At 68.1% G+C, this 13,969-nt stretch carries 14 protein-coding genes; 7 read left to right on the top strand and 7 right to left on the bottom strand.

The genetic code is table 11. The features are described 5' to 3' along the window. Positions 1 to 69: 69 nt before the first annotated feature. The 3 genes from AC1RNC_RS23940 to AC1RNC_RS23950 all read left to right on the top strand — a co-directional run bounded on the left by AC1RNC_RS23940 (position 70) and on the right by AC1RNC_RS23950 (position 2,233). Positions 70 to 1,095, top strand: a complete 1,026-nt coding sequence (locus AC1RNC_RS23940) for a D-alanine--D-alanine ligase family protein (protein WP_492888528.1) — start codon at positions 70 to 72, stop codon at positions 1,093 to 1,095. Beyond that, positions 1,082 to 1,882, top strand: coding sequence for an NTP transferase domain-containing protein (locus AC1RNC_RS23945; protein ID WP_492888529.1), 801 nt, complete (start codon positions 1,082 to 1,084; stop codon positions 1,880 to 1,882). The genes AC1RNC_RS23940 and AC1RNC_RS23945 overlap by 14 nt, the downstream gene beginning before the upstream one ends. Before the next feature lie 108 nt (positions 1,883 to 1,990). After that, positions 1,991 to 2,233, top strand: coding sequence for a hypothetical protein (locus AC1RNC_RS23950; protein ID WP_492888530.1), 243 nt, complete (start codon positions 1,991 to 1,993; stop codon positions 2,231 to 2,233). Between the two features lie 99 nt (positions 2,234 to 2,332). On the opposite strand, the gene rpmG is transcribed toward AC1RNC_RS23950, so the two are convergent. The 3 genes from rpmG to AC1RNC_RS23965 form a co-directional block, all read right to left on the bottom strand. Continuing rightward, complete coding sequence (gene rpmG, locus AC1RNC_RS23955) at positions 2,333 to 2,500, bottom strand: 50S ribosomal protein L33 (protein WP_004620056.1); 168 nt, start codon at positions 2,498 to 2,500, stop codon at positions 2,333 to 2,335. 81 nt (positions 2,501 to 2,581) lie between these two features. Further along, positions 2,582 to 3,049, bottom strand: a complete 468-nt coding sequence (locus AC1RNC_RS23960; protein WP_492888531.1) for a DUF6265 family protein — start codon at positions 3,047 to 3,049, stop codon at positions 2,582 to 2,584. Positions 3,050 to 3,071: 22 nt separating this feature from the next. Beyond that, complete coding sequence (locus tag AC1RNC_RS23965) at positions 3,072 to 3,800, bottom strand: NUDIX hydrolase (protein ID WP_492888532.1); 729 nt, start codon at positions 3,798 to 3,800, stop codon at positions 3,072 to 3,074. Positions 3,801 to 3,922: 122 nt separating this feature from the next. Between AC1RNC_RS23965 and AC1RNC_RS23970 the strand changes: the two genes are divergently transcribed. Both AC1RNC_RS23970 and AC1RNC_RS23975 read left to right on the top strand, forming a co-directional pair. Beyond that, positions 3,923 to 5,221, top strand: coding sequence for an amidohydrolase (locus tag AC1RNC_RS23970; protein WP_492888533.1), 1,299 nt, complete (start codon positions 3,923 to 3,925; stop codon positions 5,219 to 5,221). Positions 5,222 to 5,325: 104 nt separating this feature from the next. After that, a complete protein-coding gene (locus AC1RNC_RS23975) occupies positions 5,326 to 5,784 on the top strand; it encodes an ion channel (protein ID WP_492888534.1) in 459 nt (152 codons plus the stop codon). Here AC1RNC_RS23975 and AC1RNC_RS23980 read toward each other — a convergent pair. Then, complete coding sequence (locus AC1RNC_RS23980) at positions 5,717 to 6,877, bottom strand: pyridoxal phosphate-dependent aminotransferase (protein ID WP_492888535.1); 1,161 nt, start codon at positions 6,875 to 6,877, stop codon at positions 5,717 to 5,719. The two genes, AC1RNC_RS23975 and AC1RNC_RS23980, sit on opposite strands and share 68 nt — an antisense overlap. 54 nt (positions 6,878 to 6,931) lie before the next feature. Here AC1RNC_RS23980 and AC1RNC_RS23985 point away from each other — a divergent pair, with 54 nt between their 5' ends. Further along, positions 6,932 to 7,966 (top strand): SGNH/GDSL hydrolase family protein, encoded by a 1,035-nt coding sequence (locus tag AC1RNC_RS23985; RefSeq protein WP_492888536.1) that lies wholly within the window; start codon positions 6,932 to 6,934, stop codon positions 7,964 to 7,966. A 124-nt stretch (positions 7,967 to 8,090) separates the two neighbouring features. On the opposite strand, the gene rnr is transcribed toward AC1RNC_RS23985, so the two are convergent. The 3 genes from rnr to topA all read right to left on the bottom strand — a co-directional run bounded on the left by rnr (position 8,091) and on the right by topA (position 13,587). After that, positions 8,091 to 10,388, bottom strand: a complete 2,298-nt coding sequence (rnr, locus tag AC1RNC_RS23990; protein WP_492888537.1) for a ribonuclease R — start codon at positions 10,386 to 10,388, stop codon at positions 8,091 to 8,093. A 78-nt stretch (positions 10,389 to 10,466) separates the two neighbouring features. After that, on the bottom strand, positions 10,467 to 10,844 hold the full coding sequence (locus tag AC1RNC_RS23995) for a hypothetical protein (protein WP_492888538.1): 378 nt from the start codon (positions 10,842 to 10,844) through the stop codon (positions 10,467 to 10,469). Between the two features lie 37 nt (positions 10,845 to 10,881). Beyond that, positions 10,882 to 13,587, bottom strand: a complete 2,706-nt coding sequence (gene topA / locus AC1RNC_RS24000) for a type I DNA topoisomerase (protein WP_492888539.1) — start codon at positions 13,585 to 13,587, stop codon at positions 10,882 to 10,884. Between the two features lie 180 nt (positions 13,588 to 13,767). Between topA and AC1RNC_RS24005 the strand changes: the two genes are divergently transcribed. Then, a complete protein-coding gene (locus AC1RNC_RS24005) occupies positions 13,768 to 13,938 on the top strand; it encodes a hypothetical protein (RefSeq protein ID WP_125159373.1) in 171 nt (56 codons plus the stop codon). The last annotated feature ends 31 nt before the right edge of the window (positions 13,939 to 13,969 follow it).

Consider the following 13,969-nt stretch of genomic DNA (forward strand, 5'->3'; position numbering starts at 1 on the left):
GCCTCGACATCGACGCGACGGACCTGCGGAAGGGGGCTTCCGGCGGCCGTCGAGCCTGGAGGCATGCCGATGACCCGCTTCGCCGCACAGCGACGCCTGCCGCTCGAGGCCAAGCGCGCCCTTCGCATCATGCTGATCGCCAAGCACGCCAAGTGGCAGGGCGAACTGCACCCCGAGGACGGCAGCCACGCGGTCTATCACCGCGAGATGCGCCAGACGCTGGAAGAGATCGGCGTCAACCTGGTGGTGGCCGACGAGTATGGCGTGCTGTTCGACCGCCCGGACGTCGACTTCGTCTTCCCGCTGCTGAACCGGGCCGGTTTCCTGAACTCGGAAATGCTGGTCCCGCTACTCTGCAATCGCCTGGGCTTGCCGTACCTGGGCGCCAGCCCGATCCTGCGCGGCCTGTCGGACGACAAGCACCTGACCAAGCGGGCCGCCGCGGCGCGCGGCGTTCCGACCGCGCCGTGGGCGGTCTATCGCCGCGGCGCGCCGCTGGACGCCGCGCTGCTGCCGCCGGGCGAGCACTTCGTGATCAAGCCGAACGCCTCATCGGCCAGCTGGGGCGTCGGCGACGCCTTCGACTGGGCCGGCGTCCGCGAGGCCGTCGAGCGCCTGCACGCGGAAGGTCACGACGTCATCGTCGAGCCGTTCATCCAGGGCCACGATATCGAGGTCGCGGCGATCACGGTCGACGGCGAGCCCTTCATCCTGCCGACCCAGATCGTCGAGCAGATCAATCCGGCCCAGCTGCGCACCTACCAGGAAAAGCGCAACCTGGTCGGCGGTCAGGCCTACGAGATCCGCCCGCTGGAGGACGGCCCGCATCGGCGGATCGCCGAGGCGCGGGCGCGCGAAATGATGCGGGAGTTCATGCCGTTCGACTACGGCCGCTTCGAATTCCGTCTCGACGTCGCCACCGACGAGGTCCAGTTCCTGGAAGTGAACCTGAACTGCAATCTGTGGTCCAGGAAGACCATCTCGATGGCCGCCCAGCAGATCGGCTGGAGCCATGCGGAGCTGATCGAGACCATCCTGACCGAGAGCCTGGAGCGCCAGGGCCTGATGCGGAGGGCGTTCGATGTCGCCGCCTGAAGCCTTTGTCGGCGTCATCCTGGCCGGCCAACGGCCCGGTCGTGTCGATCCCCTGGCTGAAGAGGCCGGGGTCGTGAACAAGAACCTCGTACCGATCCGGGGCGCGGCCCTGGTGCGCTATGTGGTCGAGGCCCTGACGGCGACGCCCGGCCTGACGCGGCTGCGCATCGTCGTCGAGCCGGGGACCGCGCCCCTGATCGACGCGATCCTGCCCAGCACCCGGGTGCTGATCGAGTACGTGCCGGCCGCCAACAATCTCGCCGACAGCGTCTATGCGGCGGCCGTGGGCGTGGGCACCATGCCACTGCTGGTGACGACGGGTGACAATGTCCTGCTGACGCCCGGCGCGGTGACCGAGGTGCTGGCGGCCCTGAAGGTGGCCGACGTGTCCCTGGCCATGGCGACCCGGCGGTCGGTGATGGAGGCCCATCCGGAAGGCCAGCGCCGGTTCTACAGGTTCCGGGACAACGCCTATTCGAACTGCAATCTCTACGCCTTCTCCGGCCCGGCCGCGACGAGCGTGGCCGAGAGCTTCCGCGGCGGCGGGCAGTTCGCCAAGAAGCCGATGCGGATGATCATGGCGCTGGGGCCGATCAACCTGGCTCTGTTGTTGATGGGCCGTCTGTCGCTGCGCGGGGCCCTCGGTCGCCTGGGACGGCGCTTCAAGCTGAAGGTCGAGCCTGTGGTCCTGGCCGACGGCGCCCACGCCATCGACGTCGACAACGCGCGCACCTACGCCGTCGCCGAGGCGCTGCTGAGCAAGCGGGCGCTGGCGAGCGCGGCCTGATCAAGATGGGGCGGGTCTCGTGGCTAACGGCGGTTAGGGCGCTTTTTTAGGGTTGCGGATACGACTGTCACGCATCCTCATTATACATCCTATGCGGGAGGCGTGGTGATGAAGTCGAGAATCCGTGCGCGCAAGCACCCATTCCCGGGCGCCTGGCTGGTCCTGGGCCTGCTGGCCTGCGCGGCCCTGTTCTGGATGGGCGCGCAGGCGAGCCATCATCTGTCCGGCGGACTGTCCACCGCCGCGATGCTGGGCGCGTTCGTCGCCATCTGCGTCGGGCCGGTGCTGCTGGCCGTGACGGTCGTCTGGGGAAGCTTCGCGTTCTTTCGCTGGCTCTGGATCGGGCGCTGAGCCCGCATCCTCCCCGCGACGCGGGGGGAGGGGATCCAGAATCAAAAACGCCCGGCTATCGCTAGCCAGGCGTCTTGTGTCGTAGCGCTGAAAGCGATCTTACTTGATCTTGCCTTCGCGGAATTCGACGTGCTTGCGGACGACCGGATCGTACTTCTTCAGCACCATCTTCTCGGTCTTGGTGCGGGCGTTCTTCTTGGTGACGTAGAAGAAGCCGGTGTCCGCCGTCGAGTTCAGGCGGATCTTGATTGAAGCCGGTTTGGCCATGGTCGAATCCCTGCGGTGGTCGCGCAGGTTCCCGCGCGTTGGAATTAAGAGGCGCGGAACATACTCATCAATGACTCAAAGTCAATTGCCGGCGGCACAGCGCCTGTACGGAAAGTCCGCCGATCGCGCCTGACCGCCGACGGAACCCTCGATCCGGGCCACCAGGGTGTCCTTGTCGACCAGGCGATAGAGAATCCGTTGGGGGAAGTCGTGCTCGGGCGCTTCGAAGGTCACGGCGTTCTCGGCGATCTCCTTCATCGGGAAGGCGGCTTCGGCCTGGCCGGAGGGAATCGCCACGAACTGCGGCTTGCCGTCGGCGGCGGGCAGGATGCGCATGAACTCGTACTCGCGCAGCTTGCCGTCCCGGACGCTGCGGCTCATGCCGATCATCGCGCCGCCGGCGGGCGCCAGCCACTGCTCCTCGATCTTCGTGCCGTTGGGCTGGGTCAGGGTCCAGCAGCCGGCGATGAAGCCCAGCCTATCGATATCGCCCGAAGGCGGGACCGGCGGCGTGGCGGCCAGGGCCAGGGCGAACAGTGTGGCGAGCATGTGCTTCCCTCGGGAGCCTGAACTAGAGGTGGGACAGGCGCCGCTTGCCGTTCAGGAAACGCATGAAGGGGGCCGGCCGTCCAGTGTCGGCGAGTCGCTGGCCGATCTCGTGGACCACGAAGCGGGTGATATTGGGCAGATCCAGCGCCATCGCCTCCTGGAAGTCGACCCAGGCGATCTCGTCCAACTCGCCGCAGTCGGGACGACGGTCCAGCGACAGCAGCGCCTCGGCCGGGGCCATGAAGAAGCGGGCGTCGAAGCGGCGCGGGCGATAGGGCGGGGTGATGGCGCGGGCGACGAAGCTGAGCGGCGCCAGGTCGGGCAGGGCCCCCTGGGCCAGGAATGGCCGCCAGGGCCCCGCGCCGGGCCGTACAGGGGCTTGGCGGGCCAGCAGCAGGCCTGTCTCCTCGAACGTCTCCCGGACCGCCGCCAGGGCCAGGGCGCGGGCTAGGCGGGCGGGCCTGGGATGACGAGGCTCCTGCTCGAGCCGCGCGGCGACCTCGGGCGCGAGCTCGCTGGCGCTGGGGGCGTCGTAGTCGGTGCGGTCGACGCGGCCGCCCGGGAACACCCACTTGTCGGGCATGAAGGCGTGGCCGCCGTTGCGTCGGCCCATCAGCAGGCGCGGTCGCGGACCATCGGTGCGGACGATGATCACGGTGGCCGCGTGCTTGGGCGTCAGCGCCGCGCCGGTCTCGCGCACGGCGCCGTCGTGGATCGTGTCGAATTTCGCGTCGATCGGCGGCAGGCTCATGCGCTCAAGTTAAACCGATCCGCGGGACTGCATAGAGCGACCCGACGTCAAGCCAGCGGGCGCTTGACCCTTCGCCACGACGCGCCCCAAGGTCGCTCCGCTTTTCGTGAGGGGGTTTTGTGATGATCGGACGGGTTTCGGCGCTGGCGATGATGGCCGGCCTTGCTTTTGGCGCGCCGGCGATGGCCGCGCCTTCCACCGCCAAGATCGAGGCGGCGGCCAAGGTGGTGCAGCCCAAGGTCATCGCCTGGCGGCGCGACATCCATGAACATCCGGAGCTGGGCAACCAGGAAGTCCGCACCTCGGCTCTGATCGCCAAGGAGCTGAAGGCCCTGGGCTTCGAGGTCCGCGAGAACGTCGGCAAGACCGGCGTGGTCGGCATCCTGAAGGGCGGCAAGCCCGGCAAGGTCGTGGCCCTGCGCGCCGACATGGACGCCCTGCCGGTCGAGGAGAAGACGGGCCTGCCGTTCGCCTCCAAGGTCACGGCGACCTGGGAGGGCAGGACCGTGCCGGTCATGCACGCCTGCGGCCACGACACCCACGTGGCCATGCTGCTGGGGACCGCCACGGTGCTGGCCGGCATGAAGGCCGACATCAAGGGCACGGTGGTCCTGATCTTCCAGCCCGCCGAGGAAGGCCCGCAGGCCGGCGAGGAGGGCGGCGCCAAGCTCATGATCCGCGACGGCGCGTTGGACAAGCCCAAGGTCGACGCGATCTTCGGCGTCCATATCGGTCCGGGGGACGCCAACCAGCTGAACTATCGCCCCGAGGGCTTCTACGCCTCGTCCGACCGCCTGACGATCACGGTCAAGGGCAAGCAGACCCACGGCGCGCGGCCCTGGGCGGGCGTCGACATGGCCAGCGTCGCGGCCGACATCATTCAGGCCACGAACCAGATCGCCGCCCGTCAGGTCGATGTCGGCGCCTCGCCCTCGGTGGTGACGATCGCCGTCATCAACATGGGCATGCGCCAGAACATCATCCCCGAGGACCTGAAGATGGAGGGGACCATGCGGACCTTCTCCACCGCCCGCCACGACGACCTGGTCGCCAAGATGCAGAAGGCCGTCGCCGCCATCGGCGACCGCTACGGCGCCAAGGCCGAGGCCGTGTTTAGCCAGCCCTATCCGGTGACCTACAACGACCCGGCGCTGTCGGCCTGGGTCAAGACCAGTCTGGAGAAGGCCTCGCCCGGCAAGGTCGACGACAAGGCCGCCTTGGTGACGGGCGCCGAGGACTTCTCGATGTACGCCGAGAAGGTCCCGGCGGTGTTCGTCCAGCTGGGCGGGCGCAAGGCCAATGTGCCTGCGGCGACCGCGCCGGCCAACCACTCGCCCTATTTCGACGTCGACGAGGCGGTGTTCGAGACCGGCGTGAAGGCCGAGGTCTTCATGGCGCTGGATTATCTGGAAAAGAGGTAGGTTGAAGTCGAGCGCGCTGAGCCTTGTCCGCGAGGGGGCGAATTTGAGCCCGATTGCGGGTTCAGACCCATCGCCCGCGTAAGCGGTCGCCCGAGGGATCGACCATGGTGGAACTCTACGCCTTCATCTTGTCTCTGGCGCTGATCTTCGCGTCGGTGATGATCCACTATCAGGCGCTGCGGCTTCTCTCGGTCGGGCAAGACTCGCCCGAGATCTCCCGAAACCTGAAGATCCTGCTGGTGATCTTTGGACTGATCGTGGCCCACGTGCTGGAGGCGGGTCTGTTCGCCGTGGGGTACTGGATCGGCGAGAGCCAGTTGCACCTGGGGGCGTTCGTGGGCATGCCGGCGATGACCGCCAGCCAGCTGTTCTTCTTCTCGATCGAGACCTTCACCACCCAGGGCGTCGGCGACGTCTATCCCGTCGGCGCGCTGCGGCTGGTCGCCAGCCTGGAGCCCCTGGCCGGCCTGATCCTGATCGGCTGGTCGGGCTCCTTCACCTTCCTGGCGATGGGCCTGGACTGGCGGCTCGGGCAGCGAACCAGGGAGCCATCCGAGCAATAGCCTCCTCGACCTCGGCCGTGGAGACCGCGAAGCTGAAGCGAATGAAGCGATTGCCCTCGACCGGATCGAAGTCGACGCCCGGCGCCGTCGCCACGCCGGTATCCTTCAGCAGTTGCTGGCAGAAGCTCAGCGAGTCGTCGGTCAGGTGGCCGATATCGGCCCAGATGTAGAAGGCGCCGTCCGGCGGGGCGATCTTGCGCAGGCCAAGGGCAGGCAGGGCGTCCAGCATCAGCTGGCGGTTCCGCCGATAGACGTCGATATGGGCTTCCAGCTCGTCGATGCAGTCCATCGCGGCCAGCCCCGCGTGCTGGCTCAGCGACGGGGCGGTGAGGAACAGGTTGCCGACATAGGCCCGGGCCCGTTCCAGGTCCTCGCCCTTCGGCGTCAGCAGCCAGCCCAGCCGCCAGCCGGCCATGCTGAAATACTTGCTGAAGCTGTTGACGATCAGGGCGTCGGGCGCGAACTCCAGCATCGAGGGCGTGCGGCCGGTGTAGCTGAGGCCGTGATAGATCTCGTCGCTGATGATGCGGATGCCGCGCTCGCGACAGACCTTGGCGATGGCTTCCAACTCCTCGGGCGCGATGATCGTGCCCGTGGGATTGGCGGGGCTGGCGACGATGACGCCGGCCGGGGCGGGGTCCAGTTCGGCGAGATGCTTCGCCGTCAGCTGGAAGCGATCCTCCGGCCCGCAGGCGATCTCGACGGGTTCGAGGTGCAGGGCCTTCAGGCTGTTGCGGTAGGCGACGTAGCCCGGGCGGGCCAGGGCGATCCGGTCGCCCGGCGCGAACACGCTGGACAGCGCCAGCACCAGGGCCGGCGAGGCCCCGCAGGTCAGGACGATCCGCTCGGGCTCGACGTGGACGCCATAGAGGGTCTGGTAGCGCTCGGCGATCCGTTGGCGCAGCAGGGGGCTCTCCCAATAGCCCATGGCCTCGGCGTCGAGGATCTCGTGGGCCTTGGCGATCGCCTTGCTCGGCGCGCCCGTCGAGGGCTGGCCGAACTCCATGTGGATGATCGAGGCGCCCTCGGTCTTCAACTGGTGAGCCAGGCGGCTGATGGCGATGGCGTGGAAAGGTTCGATCTGCGCGCGCATGGCTCTGCTTAGCGGGGTTTGACGCGGCGCGCATCCCGCTTGAGAAGGGGGGCCATGCGCTTGCTGACTTTCGCCGCCATCCTGTGTCTCGCCACCCCCGCCTTTGGCCCGAAGGCCTGGGCCCAGAGCGCGCTCCCGCTGAATATCGGCGGCCGAGTCGCACCGGCGCCGGACGGGACTTACGAGTTTGGCTGGCCGGGGGTCTATTTCGAGGGGCGCTTCAACGGTCCGTCCGTCGAGGTGGTGGTCGACACCGGCGCCGAGCATCTGGCCGTCAGCGTGGATGGCGCGCGCAAGGCCGAGCTGACCGAGGCCGGCGAACTCCATCTGCTGCTCGATCGGCTGGGGCCCGGCGAGCACGTCGTGCGCCTCGACAAGCTGACCGAAAGCCAGACGGGTTCGGCGCGGTTCGAGGGCTTCTTCGTGGGACCAGCGGAGGGGGCCTTGCCGGCCCTCAGCCGCCCGCGCCGGATCGAGTTCATCGGCGACTCCTACACGGTCGGCTACGGCGTGCGCTCGGCCAGTCGCGACTGCACGGAGCAACAGGTCCACGACCTGACCGACACCAGCCTGGCGTTCGGGCCGATCCTGGCGGCGCGGCTGGACGCCGACTACCGGATCGAGGCCTTCTCGGGCCGGGGCGTGGTGCGGAACTACAACGGTCAGGCGCCGGGCGAGCCGCTGCCGGTGCTCCTCCCGCGCGTGATTCCAGGGCAGGCCGAGCCGCGTGTGGCGGCGGATGATCCCTGGAAGCCGGACATTCTCGTCATTGGCCTCGGCACGAACGACTTCTCGACGCCGCTACATCCGGGCGAGGCCTGGGCCGACGAGGCGGCGCTGCGCAAGGACTACCGCGAGACCTACGTGGCCTTCGTCCAGGGCCTGAAGGCCAACCGGGCCAGCGCGCGCGTGTTCCTGATCGCCGGCGACACCTTCGCCGAGGACGTCGCCGAAGTGGCCGACCGCACCGGCGCCAAGGCGGTGCGGATCACCGGCATGGACCGCGGGGCTTGCCACGGCCACCCGTCGGTCGCCGATCAGAAGATGATGGCCGACAAGCTGGAGGCGGCGATCAAATCCTCCCCCTAGCGGGGGAGGTGTCGGCTCGAAGAGGCGACGGAGGGGGAAGAGGCAAGGCTTCAAGCACTTTCCCCCACCGGCGCTTCGCGCCGCCTCCCCCGCTAGGGGGAGGATTTCCGTCTAGCACCGACGCCTAGCGCCGCTTGCCGCGCCGCACGCCTTTCGGCAACCCGCCGCGCGGCTTCACGGCCGCCTGGCGCCGGGCCCCCAATCTGGGCCGCGGCATCTTCGGATCCGCCGGCAGCGGATCGCTGAGCATCTCGAACAACAGCCCGCCGGTGACCGGCGTGGCCTCGACCAGCTTGACCTCGACGTTCATGCCTAGCGTCCAGCGCTGGCCGCTGCGGTCGCCGACCAGGGCGTGCAGCTTCTCGTCGTGGACGAAGAATTCCTCTCCCAGGGTCGAGACCGGCACGAGGCCATCCGCGCCGGTGTCGGCCAGCTTGATGAACAGGCCAAAGCGGGTGACGCCGGTGACCCGGCCCGCGAAGGTCGCGCCCACCCGGTCGGCCAGGAAGGCGGCGATGTAGCGGTCGGTGGCGTCGCGCTCGGCGGCCATGGCCCGGCGCTCGGCGTGGGTGATGACCTCGGCCGTGTCCTTGATCTGGGCGATGTCCTGGTCGGTGAGACCGTCGTCGCCCAGGCCCAGGGCCCGGATCAGGCCCCGGTGGACGATCAGGTCGGCATAGCGGCGGATCGGGCTGGTGAAGTGGGCGTACTTGGCCAGGTTCAGGCCGAAGTGGCCAATATTGTCGGCGCTGTAGTGGGCCTGCATCTGGGTGCGCAGGACCACCTCGTTGATGATCGCCGCGTTCGGGCCCTCGCGCGTCTCGTCCAGCAGCTTGTTGAACCGCGCGGTCTGCGGGGCCTGGCCCTTGTCCCAGCGGATCTCCAGCGTCTGCAGGAAGTCGGCGAGGTTCTGCACCTTCTCCAGGCTGGGTGTGTCGTGCACCCGATAGATCAGCGGCGAGCGCTTGGCTTCCAGACTCTCGGCGGCGCAGACATTGGCCTGCACCATCATCTCCTCGATCAGCTTATGGGCTTCCAGGCTGGGGCGCTTGGTGATCGAGAGGATCTCGCCCTCGCGGATGATGATCCGGCGCTCGTCGCTCTCGATGGCCAGCGGCGAGCGCGCGTCGCGGCCGATCTTCATCGTCCGATAGGCTTCCCAAAGGGGCTGGAGGATCGGCTCCAGCAGCGGGCCGGTCTTGTCGTCCGTCTGGCCGTCGATGGCCGCCTGGGCCTGCTCGTAAGACAGCTTGGCGGCAGAGCGCATCAGGCCGCGCACGAACTTGTGGCCCTTCTTGCGGCCCGACCTATCGAACACCATCCGCACGGCCAGGGTCGCGCGGTTCTCGCTTTCGCGCAGCGAGCACAGGCCGTTCGACAGGGTCTCGGGCAGCATCGGTTCCACCCGGTCGGGGAAGTAGACGCTGTTGCCCTTCTCGCGGGCGTCGCGGTCCAGGGCCGAGCCAGGGCGGACATAGGCCGCGACATCGGCGATGGCCACCCAGACGACCCAGCCGCCCTTGTTGGTCTCGTCCTCGTCGGGATGGGCGTAGACGGCGTCATCGTGGTCGCGGGCGTCCACCGGGTCGATAGTCACGAACGGCAGCTTCCGCAGGTCCTCGCGGCCGGCCAGCGTCGGCTCGACGGCGGCCTTGGCCTCGCGTTCGGCCTCCTCGGAGAAGCCGGTCGGGATGCCGTGGCTGTGGATGGCGATCAGCGAGGCGGCGCGGGGGTCGTTCTCGGTTCCGACCACCTCCAGCACCTTGCCGGGCTTGGGGCCGTAGCGGCCGCCGTGCGTGCCAACCTGGGCGATGACGAGGTCGCCGTCCTTCAGGTCGTGGGCGACGCTGGGGTCCAGCAGCAGGGTGTCCTTGGACTTGCGGTCGACCGGCTCGACGCGGATTTCCTTGCGGTGCTTGCGGATGACGCCCAGCACCTTGTGGGCGCTCTGGCCCAGCTTCTTGATCAGCTTGGCCTCGAACTCGCCGGTCTCCAGGCGCTCGAAGCGCACCAGCAGACGGTCGCCCAGGCCCGGCGCGCCGGCCGCGGCCTCGCCCTTGGTCGGGGCCAGGCGGACGTTCGGCACGTCGTCGTCGGACTTGGTTAGCTTCACATAGAGCTCGCCATCGACATCGCGCTCGACCACGTCGGCCACGCCGACGGGGGGCAGGGAGCCCGGCTCGGCGAAGCCCTTGCGGCCGCGCTTGGCCAGGGCGCCCTGGGCTTCCAGCTCGCGGATCATCTCGCGCAGGGCCCGGCGGTCGGCGCCCTTCAGGCCGAAGTGGCGGGCGATGTCGGCCTTGCCGCTCTCACCCGCGTCGCGCAGGAACGCCAGCAGCGTCTCGCGGTCCGGCAGACCGGCGGGCGGCTTGGGCTTGAAAGTCTTGGCCTTTGAAGGCTGGGGGGGGCGAAGTTTGGCCATGTCTTGCCTTAACCCGTTCGAGGGGCGGCGGGCGAGATTTTCTTCTCCTCCCCCATGAAGGGGGAGGAGAGGCGAACCCTAGTACAGATCCTCGATCGACTTCGGCGGCGCGGGCTCGACGGGCTTGGGCGCGGCGGGGGCCGTCGCGGTTGGAGCCGGGGCCGGAGCAGCGACGGGCGGGGTCTCGATCACCGGCGGGGCTTCCTGCTCGGCGGTCTGGACCTCGACGGCCTTGGGCTTGGGCTTCTCGACGGGCGGCGGCTCGTAGGCGAGGGCGGGGGCGGCGTCCTTGACCGGTACGCCCGAGACCTCGGCCAGCGGCTGCTTGGAGGTCTCCGGTCCGCCACGGTCGATCTTCATGGCGTTGGTCAGGCCCATGGCGAAACCGCCCACGCAGCACAGGATCAGCGCGGACACCACGACATGCAGCGGCAGGGGACGTTCCAGCGTCGTCATGCTCGAAACCTACTCCCCTCCCGATCCTCTGAACAGACTAGGCTTCGTCGTCCCAGGGGGCGGCGCCGTCCTCGCTCGTCGCCGCGGCCTTGGCTTTCGGCGCGGCCTTTTTCGCCGCCGGCTTCTTGGCCGCGGGCTTCTTCGCGGCCGTCTTCTTGGCCGGAGCGTCGCCTTCAGCCTTGGTGGCCTTCGCGGCGGCCTTTTTCGGCGCAGCGGCCTTCTTCGCCGGCTTCTTGCCGCCGCCCTTGGCGGCGCGCTCGGCGATCAGGGCCACGGCCTCTTCCATGGTGATGGAGGCCGGGTCCTTGCCCTTGGGTACATTGGCGTTGGTGTCGCCGTGCTTGATATAGGGGCCGAAGCGACCCGACAGCACCCGCACGGGCTTGCCGTCCTCGGGGTGGTTGCCGATCTCGGCCAGGGCGGTGGCGGCGCCGCGCTGCGGACGTCCGCCGCCCGCGCGCTTGTCGGCCAGGATGGCGACGGCGCGGTTCAGGCCGACGTCGAACACCTCGTCGGGGTTCTCCAGATTGGCGTAGGTGCCGTCGTGCAGCACGAACGGCCCGAAGCGTCCGAGGCCCGCCGTGATGACCTTGCCGTCGTCCGGATGCTTGCCGACTTCGCGCGGCAGCGAGAGCAGGCGCAGGGCCTTTTCCAGGTCCATGGCCGAGGCGATCCAGCCCTTGGGCAGGGACGAGCGCTTGGGCTTGTCGCCGCTATCGGCGGCCGCCAGCTCCTCGACATAGGGACCAAAGCGGCCGTTCTTCAGCCACACGGCTAGGCCGGTCGCGGGATTGAGCCCCAGTTCCTTGTCGGCGCTCTCGGCTTCGCCTTCGCCTTCCGACACGCCCAGCTGGCGTGTGTAGCGGCACTCCGGATAGTTCGAGCAGCCGATGAAGGCCCCGAACTTGCCGGTCTTCAGGGACAGCTGGCCGACATTGCAGGTCGGGCACAGGCGTGGGTTGGAGCCATCCCCCTTGTCCGGGAAGATGTGCGGACCCAGGGCCTCGTTCAGCGCGTCCAGGACGTTGGTGGTGCGCAGCTCGGCGATCTCGCCGACGGCGGCGTGGAAGTCCTTCCAGAAGTCGCGGAGGAACTGTTTCCAGTCCAGCTTGCCGTCGGAAACGAGGTCGAGTTGCTCTTCGAGCGCGGCGGTGAAGTCGTATTCCACGTAGCGCTTGAAGAACTGCTCCAGGAACGCCGTGACCAGGCGGCCCTTGTCCTCGGGGACGAAGCGCTGCTTGTCCATCTTCACATATTCGCGGTCGCGCAGCACGGTCAGGACCGAGGCGTAGGTCGACGGACGGCCGATCCCCAGCTCTTCCATCTTCTTGACCAGGCTGGCTTCCGAATAGCGCGGCGGCGGTTCGGTGAAGTGCTGGTCGGCGCGGGCCTCGATGACCTTGGCCGAAGCGCCTTCCTCGATCATCGGCAGGCGGGCGGAGTCCTCGTCGCCCTCGTCGTCGCGACCTTCCTCATAGACGGCCAGGTAGCCGGGGAAGAGCACGACCTGACCCGTGGCGCGCAGGCCGGTCTGGCCGTCGGCGCTTTCCAGGTCGACCGTGGTGCGCTCGATGCGGGCGCTTTCCATCTGGGAGGCGATCATCCGCTTCCAGATCAGTTCGTAGAGGCGGCCGAGGTCCGACTCCAGGCGCAGCGAGCCCGGGTTGCGGTTCAGGCTGGTCGGGCGGATGGCTTCGTGAGCCTCCTGCGCGTTCTTGGCCTTGGCCTTGTAGTAGCGCGGGGTCTCGGGGACGTAGGTCGCGCCATAGACATTGCCGATCACGCTGCGCGCCTCGGCGATGCCTTCCGGCTCGACCGACACGCCGTCGGTCCGCATGTAGGTGATCAGGCCGACGGTCTCGCCGCCGATGTCGATGCCTTCATACAGCTTCTGGGCGGCCTGCATGGTGCGCTGGGCGGAAAAGCCCAGCTTGCGCGCGGCTTCTTGTTGAAGCGTCGAAGTGGTGAAGGGCGGGGCGGGCGAGCGCTTGCCGGGCTTCTTCTCGACGGCGGCGACCTTGAACACCGCGGCCTGAACGGCGGCCTTGGCGGCCAGGGCCGAGGTCTCGTTGTTCAGGTCGAACTTGGTGAGCTTCTTGCCTTCGTGCTTGACCAGGCGGGCCGTGAACGGATCGGCGCCAGCCGAAACGTCGGCGTCGACGCTCCAGTATTCCTGGGTCTTGAAGCGCTCGATCTCCATCTCGCGCTCGACGATCAGGCGCAGGCAGACCGACTGCACGCGACCGGCCGAGCGGCTGCCCGGCAGCTTGCGCCACAGCACCGGCGAGAGGGTGAAGCCGACGAGATAGTCGAGGGCGCGGCGGGCCAGATAGGCCTCGACCAGCTCCATGTCGACGTCGCGCGGATTGGCCATGGCCTCCAGCACGGACGTCTTGGTGATGGCGTTGAAGGTGACGCGCTGGACGGACTTGTCCTTCAGCGCCTTCTTCTTGTTCAGCACTTCCAGCACGTGCCAGCTGATCGCTTCCCCTTCGCGATCCGGGTCGGTGGCCAGAATCAGGCGGTCGGCCTTCTTCAGGGCGTCGACGATGTCGCTGACCCGCTTGGAGGCCTTGGCGTCGACCTCCCAGCTCATGGCGAAGTCGTTGTCCGGCTCGACCGAGCCGTCCTTCGACGGCAGGTCGCGGATGTGACCGTAGGAAGCGAGAACCGTGTAGTCGGACCCGAGGTACTTGTTGATGGTCTTGGCCTTGGCCGGGCTCTCGACGACGACGACGTTCATTCTGACTCTTGTTCAGGAAATTGGGATCGCCCGGAAGGCGAGCGCCGGGAAAGTGGGGGCTTCACCCCACGTCTGTCAACGTGAGGACCCAGAAACAGTAAGGCTTGGGCGTCTGGTAGGCGCTTGTTAAGGGCATTGCACGACAATGCGATGGCTAGTTTCACGACTGCATTGAGCCCGATGGACATGACCGTCAATCGGATCGCCACCGAGGCCTATGTCTCGCCGATCCGTCCGATCAAGCCCGTGACCTCGAACGCCGAACGCGCGGAGATCGCCGATCGGCTGAAGGAAGCCGTGCGCGCCGCCCCGGCCGCGGGCACGGGCCTGCTGGTCGACCTGTCGGTCTGAACCCTTCCTCCAAGCTTGACCAATCGCCACG

The organism is Caulobacter sp. GW822-FHT01G02 (assembly GCF_058802865.1).